The sequence below is a fragment of the Mucilaginibacter gynuensis genome, assembly GCF_039541195.1.
Classification (GTDB): Bacteria; Bacteroidota; Bacteroidia; order Sphingobacteriales; family Sphingobacteriaceae; genus Mucilaginibacter; species Mucilaginibacter gynuensis.
The window spans coordinates 380,177-402,775 of sequence record NZ_BAABFT010000004.1 but is presented as its reverse complement, the minus strand read 5'-3'; the positions used below and the strand labels follow the sequence as shown (position 1 = coordinate 402,775).

Here is a 22,599-nt window from a genome sequence, read left to right as displayed (position 1 = left end):
GGGTGGCCGGATAAAATAATGTTACCGGATGTTTTGCGGTAGTTTTGAATTGGTGATTACCTCCTGTGGTATCAGCAAAGTATAGCGCGGGTCGTTAGGGGGCAGCGTATAAGCCGTACCGTTAACTGTGCGGGTAAGCGTTTCAGCAAAACGGCTATCGCGGTTCAGCCTGCGAAGATCTGTCCATCTTAGGCCACGCATCAACAGTTCTTTACGTCGCTCCAGCAATATTTTCGTTAGTGCCTCGTCTGCATTTGCTGCACTAAAACCCGGATAGTTGCCATCGGCCCAGCGGGTTACCAGCAGTTTATTCATATCGGCCACGGCATTGGCTGTTTGATTGGCGCGGGCGTAGCACTCGGCCCTTATCAAATATAATTCGTCGGTAGCGAGGCCGTTGAACAATGTTGCCGAACCTACCGCCCCCTCATAATTACCAATGAACCGGTAAGTGCCGGATGGTTCGGGCACATCAAGATTTTCTTTCACGTATAATTGCTTCCGCAGATCATCACCGGCGTAAGCGTTTATAATTGCGGGTACTATCAGCGCTTTATCCTCATCACCGTAGCCAACCTCTAAAACACTGTTCTGCTGGTTAATTACCGAGTGAAATATTACCTCTTTATTAAACCGCGGGAAAGGGTTATAGCTGCCCAAATTAAGGGTATTAAAATCAATCAGGTCGCTTTTAAGTTTCAGGGCCGCGTCAGCATTTGCCAGGGCATTGGTATAATCGTCCATTGATAAATAAACCCTTGCCAGCATGGCATAGGCAGCCGCTTTATTGGGCCTCGACGCAATGCTTGACGTAGCGTTAAGCAACACGGCGGCTTCTGTAAGATCTTTTATAATGGCATCATAGGTTTCCTTAACTGTACCCCTACCCGGTATGTCATTAATATCCGATCGGGTATGGATGGGTAAACCCGGCTCCTGCAAGTTAGCTGCGCTGTAAGGCTTTATATAGATTTGCGCTAATGGCCATAAGGCATAGGCACGCAAAAACAGCGCGCTGCCACGCAGGTTATTTACCACAGCCGGCTGTTCTGATGCCTGTAACTTATCTAAAGCCTCTAACACCAGGTTGCTGTGATATATTTTGTTGTACGATGATACCCAGGGTGTTGCCGACGCACGAATAGCGGTAGCCTGCCAAATGTATAAAGCCCTGTCTTCTGCCTGTATAACATCTGCATTGTAGCGATTATCATCCATGTAATAATCATTGGCAGAAATTTCCCCGTCTAAAGGGTAGTTAACATTAAACAGGTCGTAATTGTCAAGTATCAACTGGCAATCGTTGGTGGTTTCGATAAACGACTGCGACCCGCTTTTTTTTATGTCGACAAATTTCTGGCAGGCAGATGCCAGCAGGATACACGTAATAGCAAGGGTATATTTTATATAACTTTTCATGACCTGTGCGATTAAAAATTAGCTGAAAAACCAAAACTGTAGGTGCGCGGCAACGGATAATCAAACACTTCCGGATCTACACCTTTATTATTAGCACGCCAAATGATACCCAGGTTGCTTACGTTGGCATAAAACCTCGGGGTTTTGATAAAGCTTTCCGGGTTTACCTTAAGCGTGTACGACAGGTTGACCTCCTGTAACCTGATGTGGTCGCCTTTTAAAACATTTACCGACGAGTAATAATAAAAATTATCGCGGTTGGAATTGCCGGTTGACATTACCGCCGATGGCACATTGGTATTTAACTCATCGCCGGGCTTTTGCCACCTGTTATTATATTCAACAGCCTGCAGCGAATTACCCGAATACAACGACCCGTAATTAACCACCTGCGCTTGCGGCCTGCGTACATAATAGCCAAATTTGTAAAGCAAATTAGCCGATACCGAAAACGAGGCATAAGAAAACGTGTTACGGAACGAGCCATAAGTTACCGGCACAGCACTGCCAAAATATTTAAGGGTACTAAGCGGCGCATTTTGAATAGCCCTGTAATTGTTATCGCCTTCGGGTGTGCCTGATATGGTTACCGGCTGCCCGTTAACATAGCCGCGCGGGTCGCCGGTTTGCGGGTCGAGCCCTGCCCATTCGTAACCAAAAAGGCGCGACAAGTCATACCCCTCGTTATACGAGCCCGAGCTATTATTAACCGCCGAACCTGCTTCGCTGGTAGCTGTTGCATATAGCTTGGTTACCTTAACACGGTTATAGGCAAACAGCAGGTTACTATTCCATCTGAACTTGTTTAACTGCAGGTTCAGTGAGTTTAAAGTAACCTCAACACCGTGGCCTTGCAAATTACCGGTATTATAAGTGATATTGGTATACCCGGTGCTTGGGTCAAGCGCTCCGCCGGCAATAAGATCGGTTGTTTTTTTGCTGTAATATTGGATGTTACCAGAAAGCCTGTTGCCCTTGATCAGGAAATCTAACCCAATGTTCAGCACGCCGGTTCTTTCGGGCCGTAACTGGTTATTACTGATACCGGTACCGAACGCGGTATAAGCGTATGGAAGATTGGTATAAGGATTATTAAACAACGAATAGGTAATTAGCGGCCTGGCAATAACCGATGGGTTTACGTTGCCGTTGTAACCATAGGTAGTACGCAGGGTGAGCGAAGGCACCAATGCCCAATGGTAAAAACTTTCGTTGTTGATATTCCAGGCGCCGCCTACCGAGTAATAAGGCGTACCGTTTTGGTTGGTACCGCGGCCAAATTCGCTCGACAGATCTTTACGTAAGCTTGCCGAAAGCGTGTAACGCCTGTTATAGGTATAGGCGGCATTGGTGTAGTAGCTTAGCGTACGCACTTTATTATCAATAAACCCGGTTGAAAGATTGGAGATATACTCGCCGTTATAACCACTGAAATCTTCGGCGAAAGCAATGGGGATCATCGTTTTATAATCCAGCTTATTATTGGTGTACAGCGTATTTTCATCATAGCCGTAATAGCCATCGCTTTTGGCAATACTGTAGGCCTGCGCAATATCAAAACCGGCGATAGCCGATAACTGGTGCTTTTCGTTCCAGGTATGATCAAAGTTCAGCTGGCCCCTTAACGTGTGGTTGTTAGATGTTGTTAAAACGGTTGAATACTGGCCGCCAAGTGGCAACTGCCGGTTATATGCAGGTACGGGATCAAAAGTCATCGGATCAACAGAGGCCGGCGATGTGGTGAAATAGTTGATCATGTTGCGCATGTAAAACGAGTTTTGCCTGTACAGCGTATTATCATTATTGCGGCTGGTGTTATAGTTATACGTTACCTGCGCGCTTAAGCCGTTCCATATTTTGTAATTAGCGTTGAAGTTCAGGTTTAAGTTTTGCGATTTAAGCTTGTTATACCCTTCATTAATATCGGTAAGCGGCACGTAACTATAGCTCAAAAAACGATCACCGTAAGCGTCTTGCACGGCTTCGGCAAAGCTCTGGCGATAGGTTTTAGCTAAAGCAAGATAATTGCCGTTATCGTCTGCCAGGCGCGAGTAAGGATAAAATGTGGCATCTGTTGCGCCGGTTATCCTGTTCAGCGGTGCCTGCTCGTTATTATTTTGTACGTTATAGCTGATGTTGCCCTGTAACTCTAAACCGTTAAAAGGTTTAACTGCCATGGAGTAACCCAGCGCCAAGCGGTTGTAATCAGAGTTTTTGGTATTGTTGATACCCTTGTCTAACCCGCCCGACAGCCTGTAATTAAACTTGTCGCTTCCGCCATCTAAGCCTAACGAATAGCTTTGGGTTACCGCGTTCCGTAAAAAGTATTTGTCGTAATCTTTCCTTATATCATTATTTCTTAAGGCATCTAAATTCGATTTCGCCTGTGCATCTGTTAAGGTGCCCTTAAACTTCCAGGCATCAACAATTTCTGCCACCGGCGATTTTATTTCCTGTCCGTATAAGTGTGTTATGCTCAAATCGGGCAGCGGCCTGTTCTGCTGTTCAAAGTATGCCGCCTGCGCATCAATATAGTCAGATACGCTCATCGTTTTGTTGTAAAACAGATCTACCTTTTCGGTAATGTTCACATTGCTGTTAAAAGTAATACGAGGTTTACGGTTATAGCCCCCGCGTTTGGTTTTAATAACCAGTACGCCATTTGCAGCACGTGAGCCCCAAACTGATGCCGCGGCAGCATCTTTCAGTATGGTTACGCTTTCTACATCATTGGGGTTCACTTTATCAATAGAATAAGGACTGGCGATACCATCAATAACCACGAGCACCTGCCCGCTGTAATTGCCGTTCAGATCGGCATTGGCCGATTCGTTCAGGGTGTTTTTACCACGGATGGTTAAATTGGCCAGCGGCGACTGCCTGGCATTCGGGTTTGCTGAGTTATTGGTACGCAGATCGTTACGAAAATCGAGCGAGGTAGTGATCCCTTCCAGCCGCCTTACCAGGTTCGGATCGGTACTGTGCTGTAGTTGTTCTTTGGTAATCACCTCGAATGAACCAGTCGCTCTTTCTTTTGGCAAATCCTGCAAACCGGTAGAAACGATGGTTACACTGTTCATTTCCAGCGGCGCTTCTTTCAGTATCATATTGATGGTGGTGCGGCCACTGATGGCAATGGTATCAGTATGGTAACCTATATAAGAGAATATCAGATAACCATCATCAGGCACCCTGAGCAATTTATAATCACCTGCCTGATCAGTAGCTACCTGTACCTGTGTACCCCGTAACCGTATGGTGGCACCTGGTAACCCCACGCCCTGGCCGTTAACTACCGCACCGTTTATATCAATAAAGTTGATAGCCGCCACAGCTATTCTTTTATCTTTCAGTACGATGGTATTATCATCAATGGTATAGGCCAGCGGCTGATCTTTCAGTACAAGGTCAAGCACTGTTTTTATATCGGCCGATTTTACGTTGATGCTCACCTTACCGGTGTTTTTTAGCTGCTGTGTGGTATACACAAAATCGAAATTGCTTTGCTGTTGTATTTTGGCGATGATTACCTTGATGGTTACATTCTTCTCATTAAGTGATATCTGCTGCGCAAAACCTGCCGCAGTTACCCGGAAGAAGAATATGAACAGTAAAAATGTAGTCAATCGCATAATCAGCAGTACTTTACGAACGCGTGCGCCGGGCACGCCAAATTTGGTCGTATAAATTTTATACATTTGTTAAGTCTGGTTAATAAGTTGATACAATGAGGAATTTTGTTGACGTAATGCCAGGCATTAGCCAGCTGTGTTGCAACCACACCTGGCTTTTATTTTTGGATTACCGGTATAAGTATTTATTATTTCGTTACGATAATCCTCCTTCCCGCTATTTTAAAATGCACTTTGTTGGTTAATTCCAGTTTTTTTAATACCTGCGAAATGTAAAAGCGTTTGTTTACACGCCCGCCAAAATCATCGGCAGGGCGCTCGCCTTCATAAACCACCTCCACATCATACCACCGGCTTATCTTCCGCATTACGTTTTCTATCTTCTCGTCCTGAAAAACGATATAATTATTTTTCCAGCCCATCACTTCGTCTACATCAGCCGTTACTACCCTTATACCGGCATTATCGTTCTCTGCCTGTTCGCCGGGTTTTAGCAGGGTTGTGCCAATACGTACACTGCCTTCAAGCAACGTGGTTCTGGTAAGCGGTTCATCGTCAAAACTATTGATATCGAAATGAGTACCAAGTACCTCTACTTTTTGGCCATGGCTTTTAACAATAAACGGAACCTGCTTATTTTTTGCCACCTCAAAATACCCTTCGCCGCTTAGCTCCACTTCTCTTTGTTTTTGCCCTGTAAATGCAGATGGAAAAATTAACCGGGAAGCCGCGTTCAGCCACACTACCGACCCATCGGGCAATACTAATCTGTAGGTTCCGCCTTTGGGCGTTTGCAGTGTAAGCATTTTAACATCTGCCGTTAATTGGGTGCCTACCCTGGTATTATCATCATAAGTAAGCGTACCCGCAGCTACTTTAATACCAGACCGTGTTGAATCCAAAGTTACTGTGGGGCTACCGGCTACTGTTAGGGTTGCTTTATTATTGCCCGGTGCTATATCTTTTTTACTATTAGCCAGCTGGCTTACTGTTATTGCCGGTACCTGTACAACTTTCCATATCAAATAACCGCCAAGTGACAAAACAAGAATAGCCGCCGCCGCAATGGAACGCCACCTGAACATAGGTTTAACAGGGCGGTATTCATCTTCCAGTTTTGCCCATACCCTGTCAACCGCTGCAAGGCGCTCTGCTATATCCGGGTTTTCAGTACCTTCTTCACGGTAGGTTACATACCATGCCTCTAACAAGGCTATTTCCTCATCGGTAGCCTTGCCAAGCCTGTAATTTTCCAGCATCATACGGATAGCATGTTCATTCAATTCTGCCATAACAACAAATCTAAGTGTAAGACAGTCAAGTCTCCTACAGGTGTATCCTGATTTTTATTTTCTTTTCCTGATCAGCAATAATACAGTTCCGCAAGCTATTATTAAGCCCGGTACCCCACAAAGCGTAACCATGCTATAAACTGATAATTGTTTACGGTTAATTAAAAGGGCATTATCCTTTGGTGCCGGGCGTTTAACCGTTACAGGGAACTCTCCGTTACTAAACCATTTAAAAATGCCATTTATAAACGGAAAGTTGTAGGCCTTCGTTACTAAATTATCACTCATAAAGTCGGCATCGGCGCTTATTATTATTTTTTGCTGCTTGCCTGCCACGTTACGCGTTAATGCAACCAATAAGGGTTTTTCGCCTTTGCTATCGCCCTGTTGTGGTTCATAACTTACCGAAGCCGATGCCGGATCAAAACCGTCAACTTTGTTCCATCCAGCCGGGCTGCTTTGCAACAAGGTATCGGCAACAAAATCTGCAGGTTGCAATTCAAGCATACCAGCAGACGGCATTACCACATTGGCATAAGTATTTTTCATCTGCCCGAAATAGTTTTTATCTTTTCCGGTAAACCGGGCGTTTATAACTTCGGGCGGTGTGCTCTTATCCGGATTAACCATCATCCCTGCAGAAAGTTGCACACCCAATGGTGTTAATAATGGGTTGATTGCCGCACGATGCTGTGGTTCGGCGGTAATCAGCATATTACCGCCGGCATGCAGGTATTGTTTAATACGCAAGGTGGCAACATTGCTTAATGACCGGGCAGGGTCGGCCAGCACCAATACAGTTGTACCATAGGGTACGCCGGCCTGGTTAAGGTTTACGCTGATTACATCAAACCCCTGGTTTATTAATGATTTCCGTGTTTTACGGGCATTGCTGTACAATCCGTAGCTTCTGTCACCTTTCAGTGAAATACTGCGTTCATCATTCCCTTCTATAAAAACTATCTTTTGTTGGGGCACTATCAGCGCTCTGATAGCTGCAGTTATTTCTGCCTCTTCAGGAAATTGATTATTCTCGTTATATAACCTCAAATAACTATATCTCCCGTTGTATGACAATCGGCGTACAAAGGTGTTATCCTCGGGTTTCAGGTCAATAATTTGACGGATTTGGTTGGGTGATAAGAAATTGCTAAGATCAACCTGCAGGTTATCGGCTACTTTTTCAGCAATTTGCTTTACGCTTAATCCTTTAATATCGCCCTGGTATATCATATTAGGGTTACCGGCCAGGTCGGTAGCATCGTAATAATAAACATAGTTCATTTTTATGCCGGGTATAAACCGGCGAAAATCTTCAAAACGCGAAAGGTCGGTATTTCTTGATACTGGCAGGCCGGCATAAACATGCTGATCAAGCAAGTTTACATATGTGGTGATGTCCAATTGCCCGGTAATCTGTTTAGCTGTTTCCTGGCTGGCTGGTGTTAAGGTTTCTGTTTTTTGCGCGGTAACATCCCAATACATGATGTTTAATGGCCTTGAGCTAATGTAGCCGAAAAGCAGCACTGTTGCTACAAGCGCGAAGTATTTACCCGCCTGTACTACAAGTGCCTTAGCTTCCCGCCCTGCTTTGAGGCGTAAAATGGTAAGCCCCAAAAACAGTGAAATGATGAGCAGGTAATAAATGACATCGGCAGAAGTGATCAGCCCGTTCAGCATATTTTCGGTACGGCCGGACAACGAGAGGAAATAGGTAAGGTCGCGCACGAAATCAATGCTTTGCCCGATACCTCCTACGTATTTCAGCGCAGCGAAAACCGCGAGCGTACTAATGGCCGCAACTACCTGGTAACCCGTAAGGCTTGACATGAACAGCCCTATGGCCGCATAGGTAGCCGTGAGCAGAAACAGGGACAGCAACCCCGCGCCGATAAGGCCGGTGTCGGCATCTTTAATAATCGTGGCGCCTATCAGGCTGTAAATCCCCAGGATGGCCATCAGCATCAACGCGTAATACAACATGGCCAGGTATTTTCCTAAAATGATCTCCCTGATTTTTACGGGAGATGATAACAATAACTTGATAGATCCGCTGCTGATTTCGCGGCTGACAAGCCCCATGGTAAGCAACGGAATATATAAATAAAGCGTTTGCAAAACTTTATCAAACAACCCGTTAATACCCGGAAAAAGCAATTGCGTGAGATTATCAGCCTTTTCACCCATCATAAACAGTTCCTGAAAACTTCCCAGCATACCGAAAAACCCGGTGCCCGATTGTACCATAAAAATGGCCAGCACCAGCCAGGCCACCGGCGAATAAAAAAGGATGCTGATCTCCAGCCGGGCAATTTTAAATATCTTGATCATAATGGCTTAGATGGCTTTGTTGGATAACTGGGCAAAAATTTCGTCGAGGCTGCTCTTTTCGAGCATAATCTCGGTGAGCTGCCAGTTGTTGGTTACGGCCAATTCAATAATTTGAGAAGAAACTTTTGTCCTCATATCAAAATGCAGGCGCATACCGCCATCGTTTAAAACTTCGGTTTGAGTTATACCGGGTATTGCAGCAAGTGTTGATATTGGCGGCGCATTGTCCATATAAACCAACAGCGAATTGGGTAATATATAATTGTTGAATGCTGTCATGGTATCGGCAAAAACCATTCGGCCGCCCTCAATCATGCGGATATCATCGCAGGTAGCCTGCACTTCGGATAAAATATGGGACGAAAAAATTACAGCCCGCTCTGTTGCTATCTCTTTAATCAGTTTACGCACCTCCAGTATCTGGTTAGGATCGAGCCCGTTTGTTGGCTCATCCAATACCACCAGCTTGGGTTTGTGTATAATGCTTTGAGCAATACCCACACGCTGCCGGTACCCCCCGCTCAGGTTATTGATAACCCTCGCCCGAAAATGAGCCACCCCGCATTTTTCCATTGCCGCGTTCACTGCTGATTGCACATCGCGCCGGCTAATGTTACGCAGGTAGGCGCAATAGGTTAAATATTCGCTCACGGTAAGATCGAGATGCAGGGGCGCGTTTTGCGGCAAAAAACCGATACGCATTTTTGCTTCCTCGGGCCTTTCTCTTATGTCTATCCCGTCTATATGCACAGTACCTTCTGTTTGGTTGAGCACCCCGCATAAAATATTCATGGTGGTTGATTTACCGGCTCCGTTTGAGCCAAGCAAACCAAGCACGCCTACTTTACTTATTTCAAGATTAATATCCCTGATTGCCCAGTCGCGGCTGTATTTATGCGACAAACGCGATGCCTTTACTATACTGTTTTCCACTTTGTTTTACCGTTAAGCCCCTTTGCAGGATGCCTTTTATAACCGTAAGACAAAGTGTTAAGCTACCGGAGGTATCGTTTAATAAAATAAATATGAAGAGAATGTAAATTAATGCTTAAGCATCCAAAGCAGGTAGATGTATTGAACCAAGCCCAACTTGGTACGCAAGTGTTTTAGGGCATTAGAAACCTGCTTTTTTATCGTTTGCTCGGTAGTGCCCATAATGGCTGCTATCTCTTTATGACTAAGGTGCTGTTTACGACTCAGTTCAAACACCTCGCGCATACGGGGCGGTAACGCGGCTATCTCTTTTTCTATGGCATCACGCAACATCGACTCGCGCACCCGGTGGTCGGTTATCGCTGTTTTTTGTTGTGTGTATTGTTGTATGGAATTGATGTATTTCTCCTGAACCTGCTTTTTGGCAAACAGGTTTAAGATATGGTTACGCAGGCTGGTATATAAGTAGCCCGACAGGTTACTTCCTATTTCAATTACCTCTCTTTTAGTCCAAAGGTTTGAGAAAACTTCCTGAATGGCATCCTGCGCCTCCACATTATTGCGCGTTTTATTCCAGGCGTGGCTATGAAGAATTAATTTATAGCGGTTATAAATTTCAGTAAACGCAAACCTGTCACCGGATTTTAGTAATTCCGCCAGATCACTGTCTGTATATGAACTATAATTTATCAATAAGTAAAAATCAATACTTTAACCATCAGAGAAAGTAAAGATAATCGAAATCCGTAAATGTCAAAATATACTTTATAATTGTCCGCAGCATGATCTGAAGCCAAGAAGCATTAACAGCGTTACGGGGGAAAATATATTACATCGTCAACTACAGTGAGTAAATACACCGAATCGATAATTATTATTTAAAACTCGTATATTCGTTAAACCTAATATTATCACTGTGAACGGCTATTATAAAATTTTCGCGAACATTCCTAATGCGGATTATGAGAGCAGCGTCGCATGGCTGGAAAATGAACTTGAATATTACCTGATTGACGCTTATGAAGAACGGTTCGACGACGCTGATATCCGCCCATTTCAATGACACTTTAAAACGACTGTATACGATTTTTTTCGACTGTACACAAGATTACAGTGATGACATATACGGAAGAGCAGCCAGAGTAGCATTCGTTTTCGGTAAATCCACGTCAAGTACTTCACTTAGAAACCAAGGGCGCATGCGCCAATTTCTTGGCGCTTTCAAAGATCAACCAGAATATGTAGGCTATGATAAGGGGCATTTCATTGCACACAGTATTGATGGCCAAATTGATCAAAACTTATATCCACAACTCAAAGAATTGAACCGGGGGTTATCGCCCCAAGGAAAATTATTCAGATCCATGGAACGATATCTCCTAAAAAACGAGGGATTGTTTTATTTTGTCAGACCGGTTTATAATGATCTGACCTGGATACCGGATCAAATAGACTTTGGCATATTTACAAAACAGAGGGGACTGATCTTGAACCGATTTAATAATCGCCCTTGATTAAACTTTACAATCTTAATAGAATATTTCTTTTTTAATTTTGCTTTAGTAGAGTCGCTCCTAATGAAATATTTTTTTTTAAATGATAAAAAGGTTACTAAAACAATGTGTAAAGTAATTTACTATATAATGGTACAAACTATCGTTTTATAAGCAGGCATATCATACTTTGGCCGAATTATATTAAAACCCTCTTAATAGGCCGATATCATATTTCACCAAATCAAATCCTACTTAGTTGGATAGTCTTCATCGGCCAGTACATGCAATTAATGTGACTGTTTTAGTTCCTGATTGCTTATCGCTGTAAATTAATATCCTCTTAATTTAGTTTAACTATTTTAGCGGCGGTGGATCATCTGTCGGATAAAGAATTACTTGTGCTGATGCAGCAGGATAACGAACAAGCTTTCGCTGTTGTGGCACGCCGTTATCAAATGCAGCTTTACCGGCAAATATATAAACGCCTGGGTTCTGAAGACGATACCAAAGACATGCTCCAGAATATCTACATCTCTTTGTGGACCAATCGCAGATCTATTGTTATTGCCGATTCGCTATCCCCCTATCTTACACGTGCCGCGCATTACTCAATTGTAAATGAATACTTGTTCCGAAAAAAACGGGCCGGTTTTGAGGAATTTATGGCTTTGCGGGATGAACCTATCCATACGCCTGTTGAAGACAGCTTAGTTGCAGCCGATTTACAACAGGAGTTTGAACGGGAATTATTAAAAATGCCACAAATGGTGCAGGAAGTATTTCGCCTGAGCAGGCAGGAAGGGCTTTCCATACGGGAGATAGCCCTTCAGTTGGGTATTAACGAACAAACGGTCAGGAATTACTTATCAACCGCGCTGCAGTCACTCCGTGCATATCTCAAAAAAGACAACCTCGCATTTGTTTTAGCCCTGGCATCCGCCTGCTGGTTCGGTGACCTATAGTTTCTTTATATCTTATTAACAAAACATTGTTAATTATTTAATAGTATAAAAGTGCCCTTCTGTTGATTATACAGTTGAATGACAACACCGAACAACAGGCTAAAAGTACTCGCCGAAAAATACCAGGCCGGATTATGCACACCGGAAGAATTTAAAAAGATCAGAGAATGGTACGATAGCTTTGAAACCGAAGGCTACCCGCTACCCGAAGAACCGGAGATAAAACGGGCCGCAGAAGAAGCGACCGTTCGGGCGATAAGGCATATAGCGACTACTCAAAAAACAGCCCGGGTTAAAAAGCTATGGATCCCTGTATTAAAGATAGCTGCCATACTTGTGGTAATAGTTTCGGCCGGCTTACTGCTCATCAACAACTACCCCCGGCCTAAACTGGCCTGGCAGCAGGTAAGTACCGCCGCCGGTGTTAAAAAGCAGGTTACCTTACCCGATGGTTCGTTAATTCAGCTCAACAGTTCTTCGGTGGTCGAGTTTCCGCAGCAATTTGGCAAAGCCAGCCGTGAAATAAAATTAAAGGGCGAAGCTTTTTTTACTGTAGTTCATAAGCCCGAACATCCATTTATTGTTCATACCAGGCACCTGAACATACAGGTACTGGGCACATCATACAATATCAGGGCCTATAATGATGATACCAATACGGAAATAGCGGTGGCTACAGGTAAAGTGGGTGTATCGGGCAATGCGCAAAAGAACAACAATGTGTTTCTGTTAACACCCGGCCAGCAGCTCATCTATAACTCAAACACAAAGCATTTTGAGAAAACCATTTTACCCATAACCGATATAGGTAGCTGGCAGCAGAATGTACTCAGCTTTAATATGGAAACGCTGGATAACATTAGCAAAAGACTAAGCAAGGTATACGGGGTAACTTTTGTATTTAAGAGTAAATCCCTTCTGAAAAAACGGTTCCAGATAAAGGTGAAAAATGAAAGCCTGCCTAATATACTGAAGTTGTTAAGTATTTCAGGCGGAGATTTCCCTTACCATATCAGCGGGAAACAGGTAACTATAGGTTAACCTATTGCACTCGATATTATTAATTAATCAAAAGAGGAGGTAATATACATACGGCATTATTATTAAAAATATCACATAAATAATGCGGTCATGAAAAAGAGCGAAAGTGTTCCACCACTTCCGCCCGGATAAGCTTCATGACCCATTGAATTGCAACCCAATAATCATTTAAAAAAAGCTATGCACAATTCTACAAAAAGTAGTGTAATTAAACTATTATATTTTATGACGCGCGTAACCTTAATGGTGGCCGTAATTTCATTTACCCTTACCGGGGTTATGCTTGCCTCAAACGCGCGTTCGCAGCGTTTAGATCAAGTTATAATTTCGGTAAATACCAAAACAGGCTCGTTAAATAACCTGTTATCTGAACTTTCGAGGCAGTCGGGTTTTAACTTTGTTTATTCCGAAGAACTCGGCAACATTCGCCCGGTGGCGCTGGAGGTTACAAAGATGAGCATGGATAAAGTACTGGCCTTGTTATCCAAACAACAAAGGCTGCGTTTCGAGCAAATTAATGGCGCTATTGCTGTTAGCAAACTTCCCCCACTCGCCATACCCGGAAAAATCACCGGCAAAGTGCTTGACGAAAAAGGCGAACCATTACCGGGTGCAAATATTAAGGTAGTAGAAACCGGCCAGGGCCTGCAAGGCAGTGTAGATGGCTCGTACACGCTGAGTTTAGCACCGGGCACCTACACACTTGAGTTTAGTTTTCTATCCTATCAAACACAAAGAGTTACCGGTGTGGTGGTATTAGAAAAAGGCAATACATCCCTAAATATTAGTTTAAAACCGGCCAGTGCCGCGTTAAAGGAAGTAGTAATAACGGGCACCTACCGTAAAGCCTCGATAGAGGGTTTGTACGCGAGGCAGAAAAATAACGCGGCCATGTCAGACGGTATTACTGCCGAGCAGATCAGCCGCACGCCCGATAACAATACCGCGCAGGTACTTGCCAGGGTAAGTGGTTTGCAGATATCGCAAAACAAATTTGTGGTAATACGCGGCATGAGCGACAGGTATAACAATGTGCTGCTCAACGGCTCGCCATTACCAAGTTCAGAACCTAACCGCCGCGATTTTGCATTCGATGTTATCCCGAGTTCGCTGGTTGATAATATAGTGGTGAACAAAACCGCCACGCCCGATCTTACCGGCGAATTTACCGGCGGACTGGTACAGATCACCACCAAGGATATCCCGGATGAAAACTTTGTGGAGTTTAATATTGCAAGCGGCTATAACAGCCGCTCAACCGGTAAAGATTTGATAGGCGGGCACCGCGGTACCGCCAATTACCTGGGCTTTGCCAATGATTATCAGCGTAAACCGATTGGCATGACTTTGGGGCAATATGATGACCTGGCGATCCAGATAAATGACCGTACAGCCACTGCTGAACAAAAAGCGCAGGCCGCAAAATTTTTAAGTACCATGCCCGATAACTGGGCATTGCGTAGGTATATCGCCCGGCCTATCCAAAGCTATCAGTTTACGGCTGCGCACCGTTTTCCCTTTAAAGATAACTCCACATTAGGCATTGTTGGGGCACTTACCTATCGTAACGAGCAGCTGAACAATCAGCATGATGTGTATGTATCTACGGTACGTGATTATAAGGGGACAGATTACTTATTCAATACCCTTTGGGGCGGCAGTCTTAACCTGGCCTACACCAGTGGTGCTAACAAGTTTACCTTGAAAAACACGTATAACCGCCGCTTTAGCGACGAATATTTTACCTTCACCGGCGCCAATATGGGCGATAACCGGTTTGTAAATAACTATAGCGACCAAACCGTTATTAACCAATTGTTTCAAACCAACTTTACGGGCGAACATACATTAAGTAAGCTTGGTATAAAAGGCGATTACGGCTTTTCACTGTCTACCGTAAACCGCGACCAGCCTTTTACCAGGCTGATGGAGAGCGGCAGAACTTTGGCCAATAATTTCGATCCTGATGATTATTATTCATATAATTTCAGTGATGCCAATTTTCAATATGGTAACATTTTTTATTCGGAACTGGCAGAGAAACGCTATACCTGGCAAACCAACTGGCAGCTTCCTTTCAAACTGCTCGGGCTTGGTCAGTCGCTAAAAGTGGGCTACCAGGGCAGCAGGCGTCAGGCAGATTTCGGGGCAGATTTTTACCGGATACGTACGGTAACCTTAGACGGAACCAGCAACAGTCGTTACGATGGGATGGCATACTATGATGTTTATGATCCTTCACAATTTGCCAACGGTAATTTGTACCTGTTTACTACCACCCCACAGGGCGACGGTATAACCAGGGCTGGTGCAGGCACAGGTTATAAGGGCAGGCAAAACCTTAATGCCATGTATGGCATGCTTGATCTGAAACCGCTTAAAGATCTGCGGCTGATAGCTGGTATAAGGTACGAACGGAACGAGCAGAATGTTTTTACCAGAACGCGCGGCAGGGCAACCCCCGGCGGGGTGGCCCCAATTGTTGACAGCCTCATCCAATCAAAAAATAACGACTGGCTGCCATCAGTAAATGCCATATATGCCTTAACCCCCAAAATGAACATCAGGGCGGCATATTACAAAACGGTAGCCCGGCCCGATTTTAGGGAGCTGTCTTTTTTCAGCTATTTTGATTACGACTTATTTGTTTCTATCGGCGGTGATAATCTTAAGCGTACTTCTGTAAAAAACTTCGATATCAGGTACGAGTTTTATCCTTCGCCGGGCGAGATATTATCTGTTTCGGGCTTTCGTAAAGATTTTATTAACCCTATTGAGGTGGTTGTATCAACATCGCCTACACGCTACCAGTTTTATAAGAACCTGCAATCAGCCACCAACACAGGTTTTGAGGTAGATGCGCGTAAATCGCTCGGATTCATATCGCCATCCTCTTTTTTAAAAGATTTATACCTCTCGGGTAATTTTACCTATATAAATGCCAGCGTTGACCTGGGAACAGCTTTTACCAAAGATGACGACGGAAATGTAGTATCCAGTAAACGAAACAGGCCGTTAATGGGCCAATCGCCATATATAGTTAATGCCGGGATATTGTACACCGGTAAGCATTTTGGTTTTAATGCTACTTTTAACCGTTTTGGGCAACGCATTGTTTATGCCTCGCCCGACCGTGCCGAAGACCTGTATGAAAATAGCCGGAATATGGTTGACCTGCAGCTGAGCTATAAATTTATGAAGGGTAATAAAGCCGAGCTGCGTTTAAATGTAAGTAACTTACTGAACAGCGAGTTGTTTTACTACCGTAACCTGTTTCCGCCGAGCAATACCAAATTTCCACAGCCTACCCCTTCCGTACAGCCCTATCCCGGCGAAGGCACTAAACCATGGCCGGCCGAGCAGATTGACCCCAAAGGCACCAGGTATAACCCGGAATACGACACCAAAATATATACCTGGAAGTACGGTACAACCTCTACCCTTAATTTCATTTATCGCTTTTAATTAAAACACATGAAATCAAATCTTAAATATTTATGCCTTTTTTTATTTGCCATATTACTATTAGGCGCTTGCAAAAATGAGGGTGAGCTTATTGAAGCGAAAGGTTACGGCGTAATAAACATTAACGCCACCACCACAACCGATATAGGCAACCTGCTGGTTGATATTGACGGCAAAGTTGTGGATACGCTAAAACCGCCATCTGCAGTTAAAGCAATTAAGGCTTACACCGGTGACCGGAAATTGAAAATATACCAAACAGGAAAGGAAGGAGCCCCGGTGATAGATACCTTGCTTAACGTTGAAGGTAAAGATACCAAATTGAGTTTTTTATATACTGCCGAGGTTAAAATTATTGGCGGAGGATATGATGGCAGTGTAACACCAGCCAAAGGCAACAGCCTGGTGCAATTCGTAAACCTGGAGAAATCATTACCGGCATCGGTTGACCTGAAAATATATGAACTTTATTATACGGACAATGGTGATATTCTATCTGAAGAAGTTACAACCGTTAAAAATATACGTAAAGATAGGTTCAGCCCATATATTGAGCTTGGCCCCACTAAGCACGGCGACTACACATTTGGGTATTATTTCGGAGTATTTGAACCGGGAACGGGTAACATGCTTGTTGATGTGTTAACCTATTATCCTACTATTTATTGGGATAGCCAGGGCTCGCAGTATTTTAAGCCTAATAAGGTGATCTCGCTGGGGTTTGTGTACGATCCTGTCAATGTGTTTTACGCCACACCGGTTATTTATGATACCGAACTAAAATAATTCGATTGTTACCTGGAAACCTTATCTAAAAAAGCAGCCTGAAAAGGGCTGCTTTTTTAATGACCCGCAAGGCCATATTACCTTGTAATACTCGCTTTTAACATAATATCAAGTACTTTTCAGTTTCAAAGTAAAAGGTCACGGAAATAAAACTCCCGTGACCTTAATATTTATTTACCAGCCCTGGTTTTGTGTAATGATACCATTGCTGCGGTCTATTTCTTTTTGTGGTACTGCCCAAACATGGTGTACAGCCGGGTTGAAAGTACGCGATGGCCATATTACGCTGCCGCTAAAGCCATGCAGTGGTTGCGCGTAAACTGCCTGCGCATCGCCCCAGCGTACCAAATCGCGGTGACGGTCGGCCCACTCACCGGCAAGTTCGCAGCGGCGTTGCTTTTTCAGATCGGCCATGGTGGCGTTGCTGATATTTTCCAAGCCTGCGCGACGGCGCACCAGGTTGATCTCCTTATCGGCATTTTTATTCTGCATTAATGCAGCTTCGGCCTTAATTAACAGTATCTCGGCATAACGAAGTAAAGGCACGTTAAGGTCAGTTGTAGGGTGATCACCATTAGAACTAATATGTGAACCTACCGGACTCGCATAGCTGAACGGTTCCATATATTTTCTGAACTGGTAACCAGAAAGACTGTTCACCGAGCTGTAGGTATTTTCTACACCGAAGAACATGAACTTATCGCCCGGTTTCAAAATAGTTACCTCGCGGCGTGTGTCGCCGGTTTCATAGGCATCATACAATTCTTTGGTTGGTTGGTAATATCCCCAGCCATTGTACTTGCCCCAGCCTTTGTTTTCGAGCATTACACCCGGTAAAATACTACCCCAGCCAGCTGCGCCTTTAGCGGTACTTACTGCCGACCAGATATATTCTGAACTATAATTATTAGCAGCTTTAAACACATCGCCATAGTTATCCAAAAGTGCCCTGTTACCAAAGTTGATCACCGAATCGGCATACTTTTCGGCATTTACGTAATCCTTTTTGTACAGGTACATTTTTGAAAGATAACCCCAGGCAGCAACCTTATGTGGTCTGCCATAGTTGGCTGTACCTAATTGCGCCAGCATTGGCAACAGTTTAGCTGCTTTTTTCAGTTCACTTTCAATGTAGGTATAGTTGGCGTCAACATTGGCGGCACGTGGTGTAGGATTAGGGTCGTTATTGTTTTCGCGGGTAATGATTGGTAAACCGGCACGTGAATCTCCGTAGTTATAAGCTAACTGAAAATACATCAGGCCACTTAAAAAATAAGCTTCGCCCATTAAACGGTTTTTAAGGGTAGCATCCATACTGATGGCGGGGATCTTACTGATCACATCGTTTGCACGCCTGATCACAGAATAACGCATATTCCACTGATCAACCGTATAGCTGCTCGAATAATAAGTACTGCTGAAGTTTTTTATAGCATCGACATTAGTGTTTATACGGCCGGTAACCATATCGTCGCTGGCGTTAATGAACCACATATAACCGCGGCCATAAAACTCTTCGCCATCAAAAGGCTGGTACATGGCATTCGCGCCCAGTACGGCATCGTCAGAAGTGCGCCAGAAATTGCTTTCAGATACCGCGCCTTCAGGTAATATATCCAGCTTATTAGAACAAGAACCCAGTAGCAGGCTTGCCGATAAGATGAGGAGGTTATTTAATATCTTTTTCATGCTCTTTTTAATATGAGATAGTTTTTACTTACAAAGTGAGGTTTATACCAAAAATGAAAGCTCGCGATTGCGGATAGCGGCCCACATCCATACCGTAATTGTCAAAGCCAACCTCGGGGTCAAACCCTTTATATTTGGTTATAGTGAACAGGTTGTTTGCTGTTGAGTAAATACGCAGGCTGCTTATACCTGCATTTCGCAAAACTTTAGGAGTAAAGGTGTAGCCAAGCGTTACGTTCTTAATACGCAGGTATGAGCCTTTTTCAATATAAAAATCAGAGTTGGTACCAAAGTTACCGTTAGCATCGCTCGCGGTAATACGCGGAATATTTGTATTGGTATTTTGTGGTGTCCAGGCATTCAAAACATCGTTCAGCAGGTTATAGTTTTGTCCTAAACCGCCCGCGTTCCAGCTGGTATATTTTAAAGCGTTGTATAGTTTATTACCTTGTACACCCTGCGCGAAAATGTTCAGGTCGAAATTTTTGTAGCTGGCATTAAAGCTGAAGCCATAAGTAAAATCAGGGAAAGCGCTGCCTAAGAACTGGCGGTCTTCGTCGCCTATTTTACCGTTGCCGCTTGCATCCACAAACTTGATATCGCCCGGTTTGGCATTTGGCTGTACAAGCGTACCATCGGCCGCGCGGTAATTGTTTATCTCTTCCTGATTTTGGAATAAACCATCCGTTTTTATAGAGAAATATGAGTAAAGCGGCTGACCTACCTGTATACGTACCGGTGATAGTAAACCCCTCACGCTCGGGCTGCTACCCGTAGTAGGCACGTTATTTGGCAACGACAGTACTTTATTGTTGATCTTACTTAAGTTAGCGGTAACGTTGTATTTGAAATCTTTACGCTGATCGCTGTTGTAGCTCAGGCTAAATTCAAAACCTTTATCCTGCACCTTACCACCATTTACCCACACATTACCTAAACCAATACCCGCCGGAATGCTCATTAGCATATCTTCGGTATTTTTAACAAAGTAATCGGCGTTAAGGGTAATTCGCTCGTTCAAAAAGCCGAGGTCTAAACCTATATCAGTTTGTTTTGATTTTGCCCAGGTAAGATCAGGGTTTGAACGATCGCTGCTGTAATAACCATTAAGCAATGTTGGATCGGCACCCAGGTATAACGTACCCGAACCCAGGTTAGGGCTAACCGCGGTAGTTGACACCGAAGACAAGTTACCTAACACACCATAACTTGCGCGCAATTTTAAATTGCTAAGCCAGTACAGCGGTTGCATAAAGTTTTCGCGGCTAAGTACCCATCCACCCGATATAGAACCGAAATTTTGAAACTTGTTCTTTTCAGCAACAAGTGAAGTACCATCGCGGCGGCCGGTTAATGATAACAGGTACTTGTGGTCGTAATCGTAATTTACACGCGCCAGGTATGATACAAGGGCCTCGGTTACTTTATAATCGCCGGGTTGTGGTACCGGTGTGCCTGTACCGTTAACAAAATAGCGGTAAAGCGGGTTCTCGTTGCCAAAACCCGATAATGATGCCGATAAACCCTGGCTGGTATTTTTCTGATAACTGTAACCACCCAGCACATCAAAATTATGCTTGCCTATTGATTTGTTGTAGTTTAACGTTTGCTCGGCCAAAAAACGATTCTCTGTGCCCGATGCTTCTGATAGGGTGTTGGTAAGCACAGGTTTACCCACCTCAGGCACTATTGCCGAAAAGTTTTTGTAATAGTTGAAAACCTTGGTTATCGAGTAGTTAGAACGGAATTTTAAACCGGGTAACAATGTTGCTTCCAGGTAAGGGTTGGCAATAATGGTATTTATAGGGTTACTGCTGTCTATACGTTCAAGGTTAGCTACCGGGTTAACCACATCACCGTATGAACCCGCGTATTGAATTGGCAAGCCTGAATACGCGCCGGTTTCTGTACGTGGTGTAATGCTTGCCGGGTAAAAAATAGCCGCCTGTATAGCACCTGTATACCCGCTGAAGGTATTGGTACCACGGCCGTTAGTATTGCTGAACGACAGGTTTTCGCCTACCTTAAGCCACCTGTTTATCTTATGATCAGAGTTTACACGGTACGCGTAACGTTCAGAGAAAGTATTTAACAATATGCCCTCGCCTTTGCGGTAATTAAAGCTCATGTACATGCTGCTGGTTTCGTTAGCGCTACTCAGGCCAATGTTGTAATCCTGCATGCGGCCGGTTCTGAATATTTCATCCATCCAGTTAGTGCGGGTAATCTGTCCGTCGGGGTAAAGTGTGGCGTCGAAAGCCGGGAGGCGAGGTTTGCCAGCGTTGTCTGTAGCGGTATTGTATACATCGGCATATTCCTTAGCGTTAAGGGGTTGTAATAAACGCCAGGCCGATTCAGCGCCGTATTTAGCATCAAAAGTAATAGCCAGTTTGCCTTTTACACCTTTTTTAGTAGTGATAAGGATTACACCGCCCGAAGCACGCGAACCATAAATAGCCGCCGATGCATCTTTTAGTACCGAAACCGATTCGATATCATTAGGGTTAAGTACCGGTGTGCCGGGATAAAAAACCGAACCATCCACTACATATAATGGCTGTTCACCGTTTATACCGCCTAAGCCACGTATGTTTACCTGTGGTGTGGCGGTCGGGTCACCACCATTGTTGTTTACTACTACACCCGCGGCTTTACCTTGTAGTGCTTCCTGAATGTTACGGAAAGAGCGTGACGTTAATTTATCAAGATTAACACTGGTGATAGCTCCCGATAATGTTGAGCGGCTTTGGGTACCGTAACCTACTACCACTACTTCCCGCAGCGATTGATTGTCGGCTTTCATTACCACATCAATAACGGGTTGATTTTTTACCGCTATCTCCTGGCTTACATAACCTATGTATTGAAAAACAAGTATGGCGTTCTCATCAACATTAAGGTTATATTGTCCTTCCTCGTTGGTTACACCACCAACAGTAGTGCCTTTTGAAGCAACGGTAACACCCACAAGCGGAAAGCCCTCTTCATCTTTTACCGTACCCGAAACACGAATGCCCGGGGCTGCATTTACCTGTTTGGCAGGTGCTGTAGCAGGCTTTTGTTTTTCAACCTTTAGTAATACGTGTTGCTCATCTACCTGTTGTACCGAACCCTGGTAACCCGATAATAGTTCTTTCAGGATGTTTATTACCAGTTCATTATTGGCGCTAAGGCTTATTGTACGGTCAGAATCGAAGTTATTTGAGTTGTAACCGATTTTGAAAGATGTTTTTTGTTCAATGATCTTGAAAACGTTTTTGATGCGTTCGTTTTTTACCGTTATGCTGATACGCATGGTATTGATGGTTTGTCCATCGGCAGAGAATGAAGGCGTGGTATTGAATGTAAGGATCAATAACAGGTTCAGGAATATGGGGAATTTCCTGAAAATGTATTTGTTTGAAATAAATTGATAAAGATTTCTCATTTTTACTAATGTTATTAATATGATTTGGGTATCGTTGAAATAACTATGGCCTGCTGCTTCAGCAGCCATACAACAGGCAGGTGTTCGATGCATCGGCCTGTTCTTGTTTTTATTGACTTGGGTTTA

Annotated in this window: 13 protein-coding genes; 5 read left to right on the top strand and 8 right to left on the bottom strand. The window is 44.0% G+C overall.

Going from position 1 to position 22,599, the window contains the following annotated elements; all coding sequences use genetic code 11:
- Nucleotides 1–21: 21 nt before the first annotated feature.
- The 6 genes from ABD894_RS10730 to ABD894_RS10705 form a co-directional block, all read right to left on the bottom strand.
- Nucleotides 22–1,419 (bottom strand): RagB/SusD family nutrient uptake outer membrane protein, encoded by a 1,398-nt coding sequence (locus ABD894_RS10730; protein ID WP_345211024.1) that lies wholly within the window; start codon nt 1,417–1,419, stop codon nt 22–24.
- 11 nt (nt 1,420–1,430) lie between these two features.
- Nucleotides 1,431–5,117, bottom strand: a complete 3,687-nt coding sequence (locus ABD894_RS10725; RefSeq protein ID WP_345211023.1) for a SusC/RagA family TonB-linked outer membrane protein — start codon at nt 5,115–5,117, stop codon at nt 1,431–1,433.
- Nucleotides 5,118–5,239: 122 nt separating this feature from the next.
- The gene (locus tag ABD894_RS10720; RefSeq protein ID WP_345211022.1) at nt 5,240–6,343 is read right to left on the bottom strand and encodes a FecR domain-containing protein; all 1,104 of its coding nucleotides are present in this window, start codon (nt 6,341–6,343) and stop codon (nt 5,240–5,242) included.
- Between the two features lie 54 nt (nt 6,344–6,397).
- Nucleotides 6,398–8,674: a Gldg family protein gene (locus ABD894_RS10715; RefSeq protein ID WP_345211021.1), complete on the bottom strand. Its 2,277-nt coding sequence runs from the start codon at nt 8,672–8,674 to the stop codon at nt 6,398–6,400.
- Nucleotides 8,675–8,680: 6 nt separating this feature from the next.
- Nucleotides 8,681–9,607: an ABC transporter ATP-binding protein gene (locus ABD894_RS10710; protein WP_345211020.1), complete on the bottom strand. Its 927-nt coding sequence runs from the start codon at nt 9,605–9,607 to the stop codon at nt 8,681–8,683.
- 108 nt (nt 9,608–9,715) lie between these two features.
- Entirely contained in the window at nt 9,716–10,300 is a 585-nt protein-coding gene (locus ABD894_RS10705) for an RNA polymerase sigma factor (protein WP_345211019.1), read from the bottom strand.
- A gap of 326 nt (nt 10,301–10,626) precedes the next feature.
- Between ABD894_RS10705 and ABD894_RS10700 the strand changes: the two genes are divergently transcribed.
- The 5 genes from ABD894_RS10700 to ABD894_RS10680 all read left to right on the top strand — a co-directional run bounded on the left by ABD894_RS10700 (nt 10,627) and on the right by ABD894_RS10680 (nt 17,357).
- Entirely contained in the window at nt 10,627–11,121 is a 495-nt protein-coding gene (locus ABD894_RS10700; protein ID WP_345211018.1) for a DNA/RNA non-specific endonuclease, read from the top strand.
- 350 nt (nt 11,122–11,471) lie between these two features.
- Nucleotides 11,472–12,065 (top strand): RNA polymerase sigma factor, encoded by a 594-nt coding sequence (locus ABD894_RS10695; protein WP_345211017.1) that lies wholly within the window; start codon nt 11,472–11,474, stop codon nt 12,063–12,065.
- 78 nt (nt 12,066–12,143) lie between these two features.
- Nucleotides 12,144–13,106, top strand: a complete 963-nt coding sequence (locus ABD894_RS10690; protein ID WP_345211016.1) for a FecR family protein — start codon at nt 12,144–12,146, stop codon at nt 13,104–13,106.
- Nucleotides 13,107–13,331: 225 nt separating this feature from the next.
- Complete coding sequence (locus ABD894_RS10685) at nt 13,332–16,571, top strand: TonB-dependent receptor (RefSeq protein ID WP_345211015.1); 3,240 nt, start codon at nt 13,332–13,334, stop codon at nt 16,569–16,571.
- A 9-nt stretch (nt 16,572–16,580) separates the two neighbouring features.
- The gene (locus ABD894_RS10680) at nt 16,581–17,357 is read left to right on the top strand and encodes a hypothetical protein (RefSeq protein WP_345211014.1); all 777 of its coding nucleotides are present in this window, start codon (nt 16,581–16,583) and stop codon (nt 17,355–17,357) included.
- A gap of 174 nt (nt 17,358–17,531) precedes the next feature.
- On the opposite strand, the gene ABD894_RS10675 is transcribed toward ABD894_RS10680, so the two are convergent.
- Both ABD894_RS10675 and ABD894_RS10670 read right to left on the bottom strand, forming a co-directional pair.
- Nucleotides 17,532–19,046 (bottom strand): RagB/SusD family nutrient uptake outer membrane protein, encoded by a 1,515-nt coding sequence (locus ABD894_RS10675; protein ID WP_345211013.1) that lies wholly within the window; start codon nt 19,044–19,046, stop codon nt 17,532–17,534.
- Nucleotides 19,047–19,074: 28 nt separating this feature from the next.
- Nucleotides 19,075–22,473, bottom strand: coding sequence for a SusC/RagA family TonB-linked outer membrane protein (locus ABD894_RS10670; RefSeq protein WP_345211012.1), 3,399 nt, complete (start codon nt 22,471–22,473; stop codon nt 19,075–19,077).
- Between the last annotated feature and the right edge of the window lie 126 nt (nt 22,474–22,599).

Coding starts and splice junctions, on each gene's coding strand:
- ABD894_RS10720 (WP_345211022.1), bottom strand. CDS start 6,343: ATGGCAGAATTGAATGAACATGCTATCCGTATGATGCTGGAAAATTAC.
- ABD894_RS10670 (WP_345211012.1), bottom strand. CDS start 22,473: ATGAGAAATCTTTATCAATTTATTTCAAACAAATACATTTTCAGGAAA.
- ABD894_RS10725 (WP_345211023.1), bottom strand. CDS start 5,117: ATGTATAAAATTTATACGACCAAATTTGGCGTGCCCGGCGCACGCGTT.
- ABD894_RS10685 (WP_345211015.1), top strand. CDS start 13,332: ATGACGCGCGTAACCTTAATGGTGGCCGTAATTTCATTTACCCTTACC.
- ABD894_RS10690 (WP_345211016.1), top strand. CDS start 12,144: ATGACAACACCGAACAACAGGCTAAAAGTACTCGCCGAAAAATACCAG.
- ABD894_RS10730 (WP_345211024.1), bottom strand. CDS start 1,419: ATGAAAAGTTATATAAAATATACCCTTGCTATTACGTGTATCCTGCTG.
- ABD894_RS10675 (WP_345211013.1), bottom strand. CDS start 19,046: ATGAAAAAGATATTAAATAACCTCCTCATCTTATCGGCAAGCCTGCTA.
- ABD894_RS10680 (WP_345211014.1), top strand. CDS start 16,581: ATGAAATCAAATCTTAAATATTTATGCCTTTTTTTATTTGCCATATTA.
- ABD894_RS10700 (WP_345211018.1), top strand. CDS start 10,627: ATGAAGAACGGTTCGACGACGCTGATATCCGCCCATTTCAATGACACT.
- ABD894_RS10715 (WP_345211021.1), bottom strand. CDS start 8,674: ATGATCAAGATATTTAAAATTGCCCGGCTGGAGATCAGCATCCTTTTT.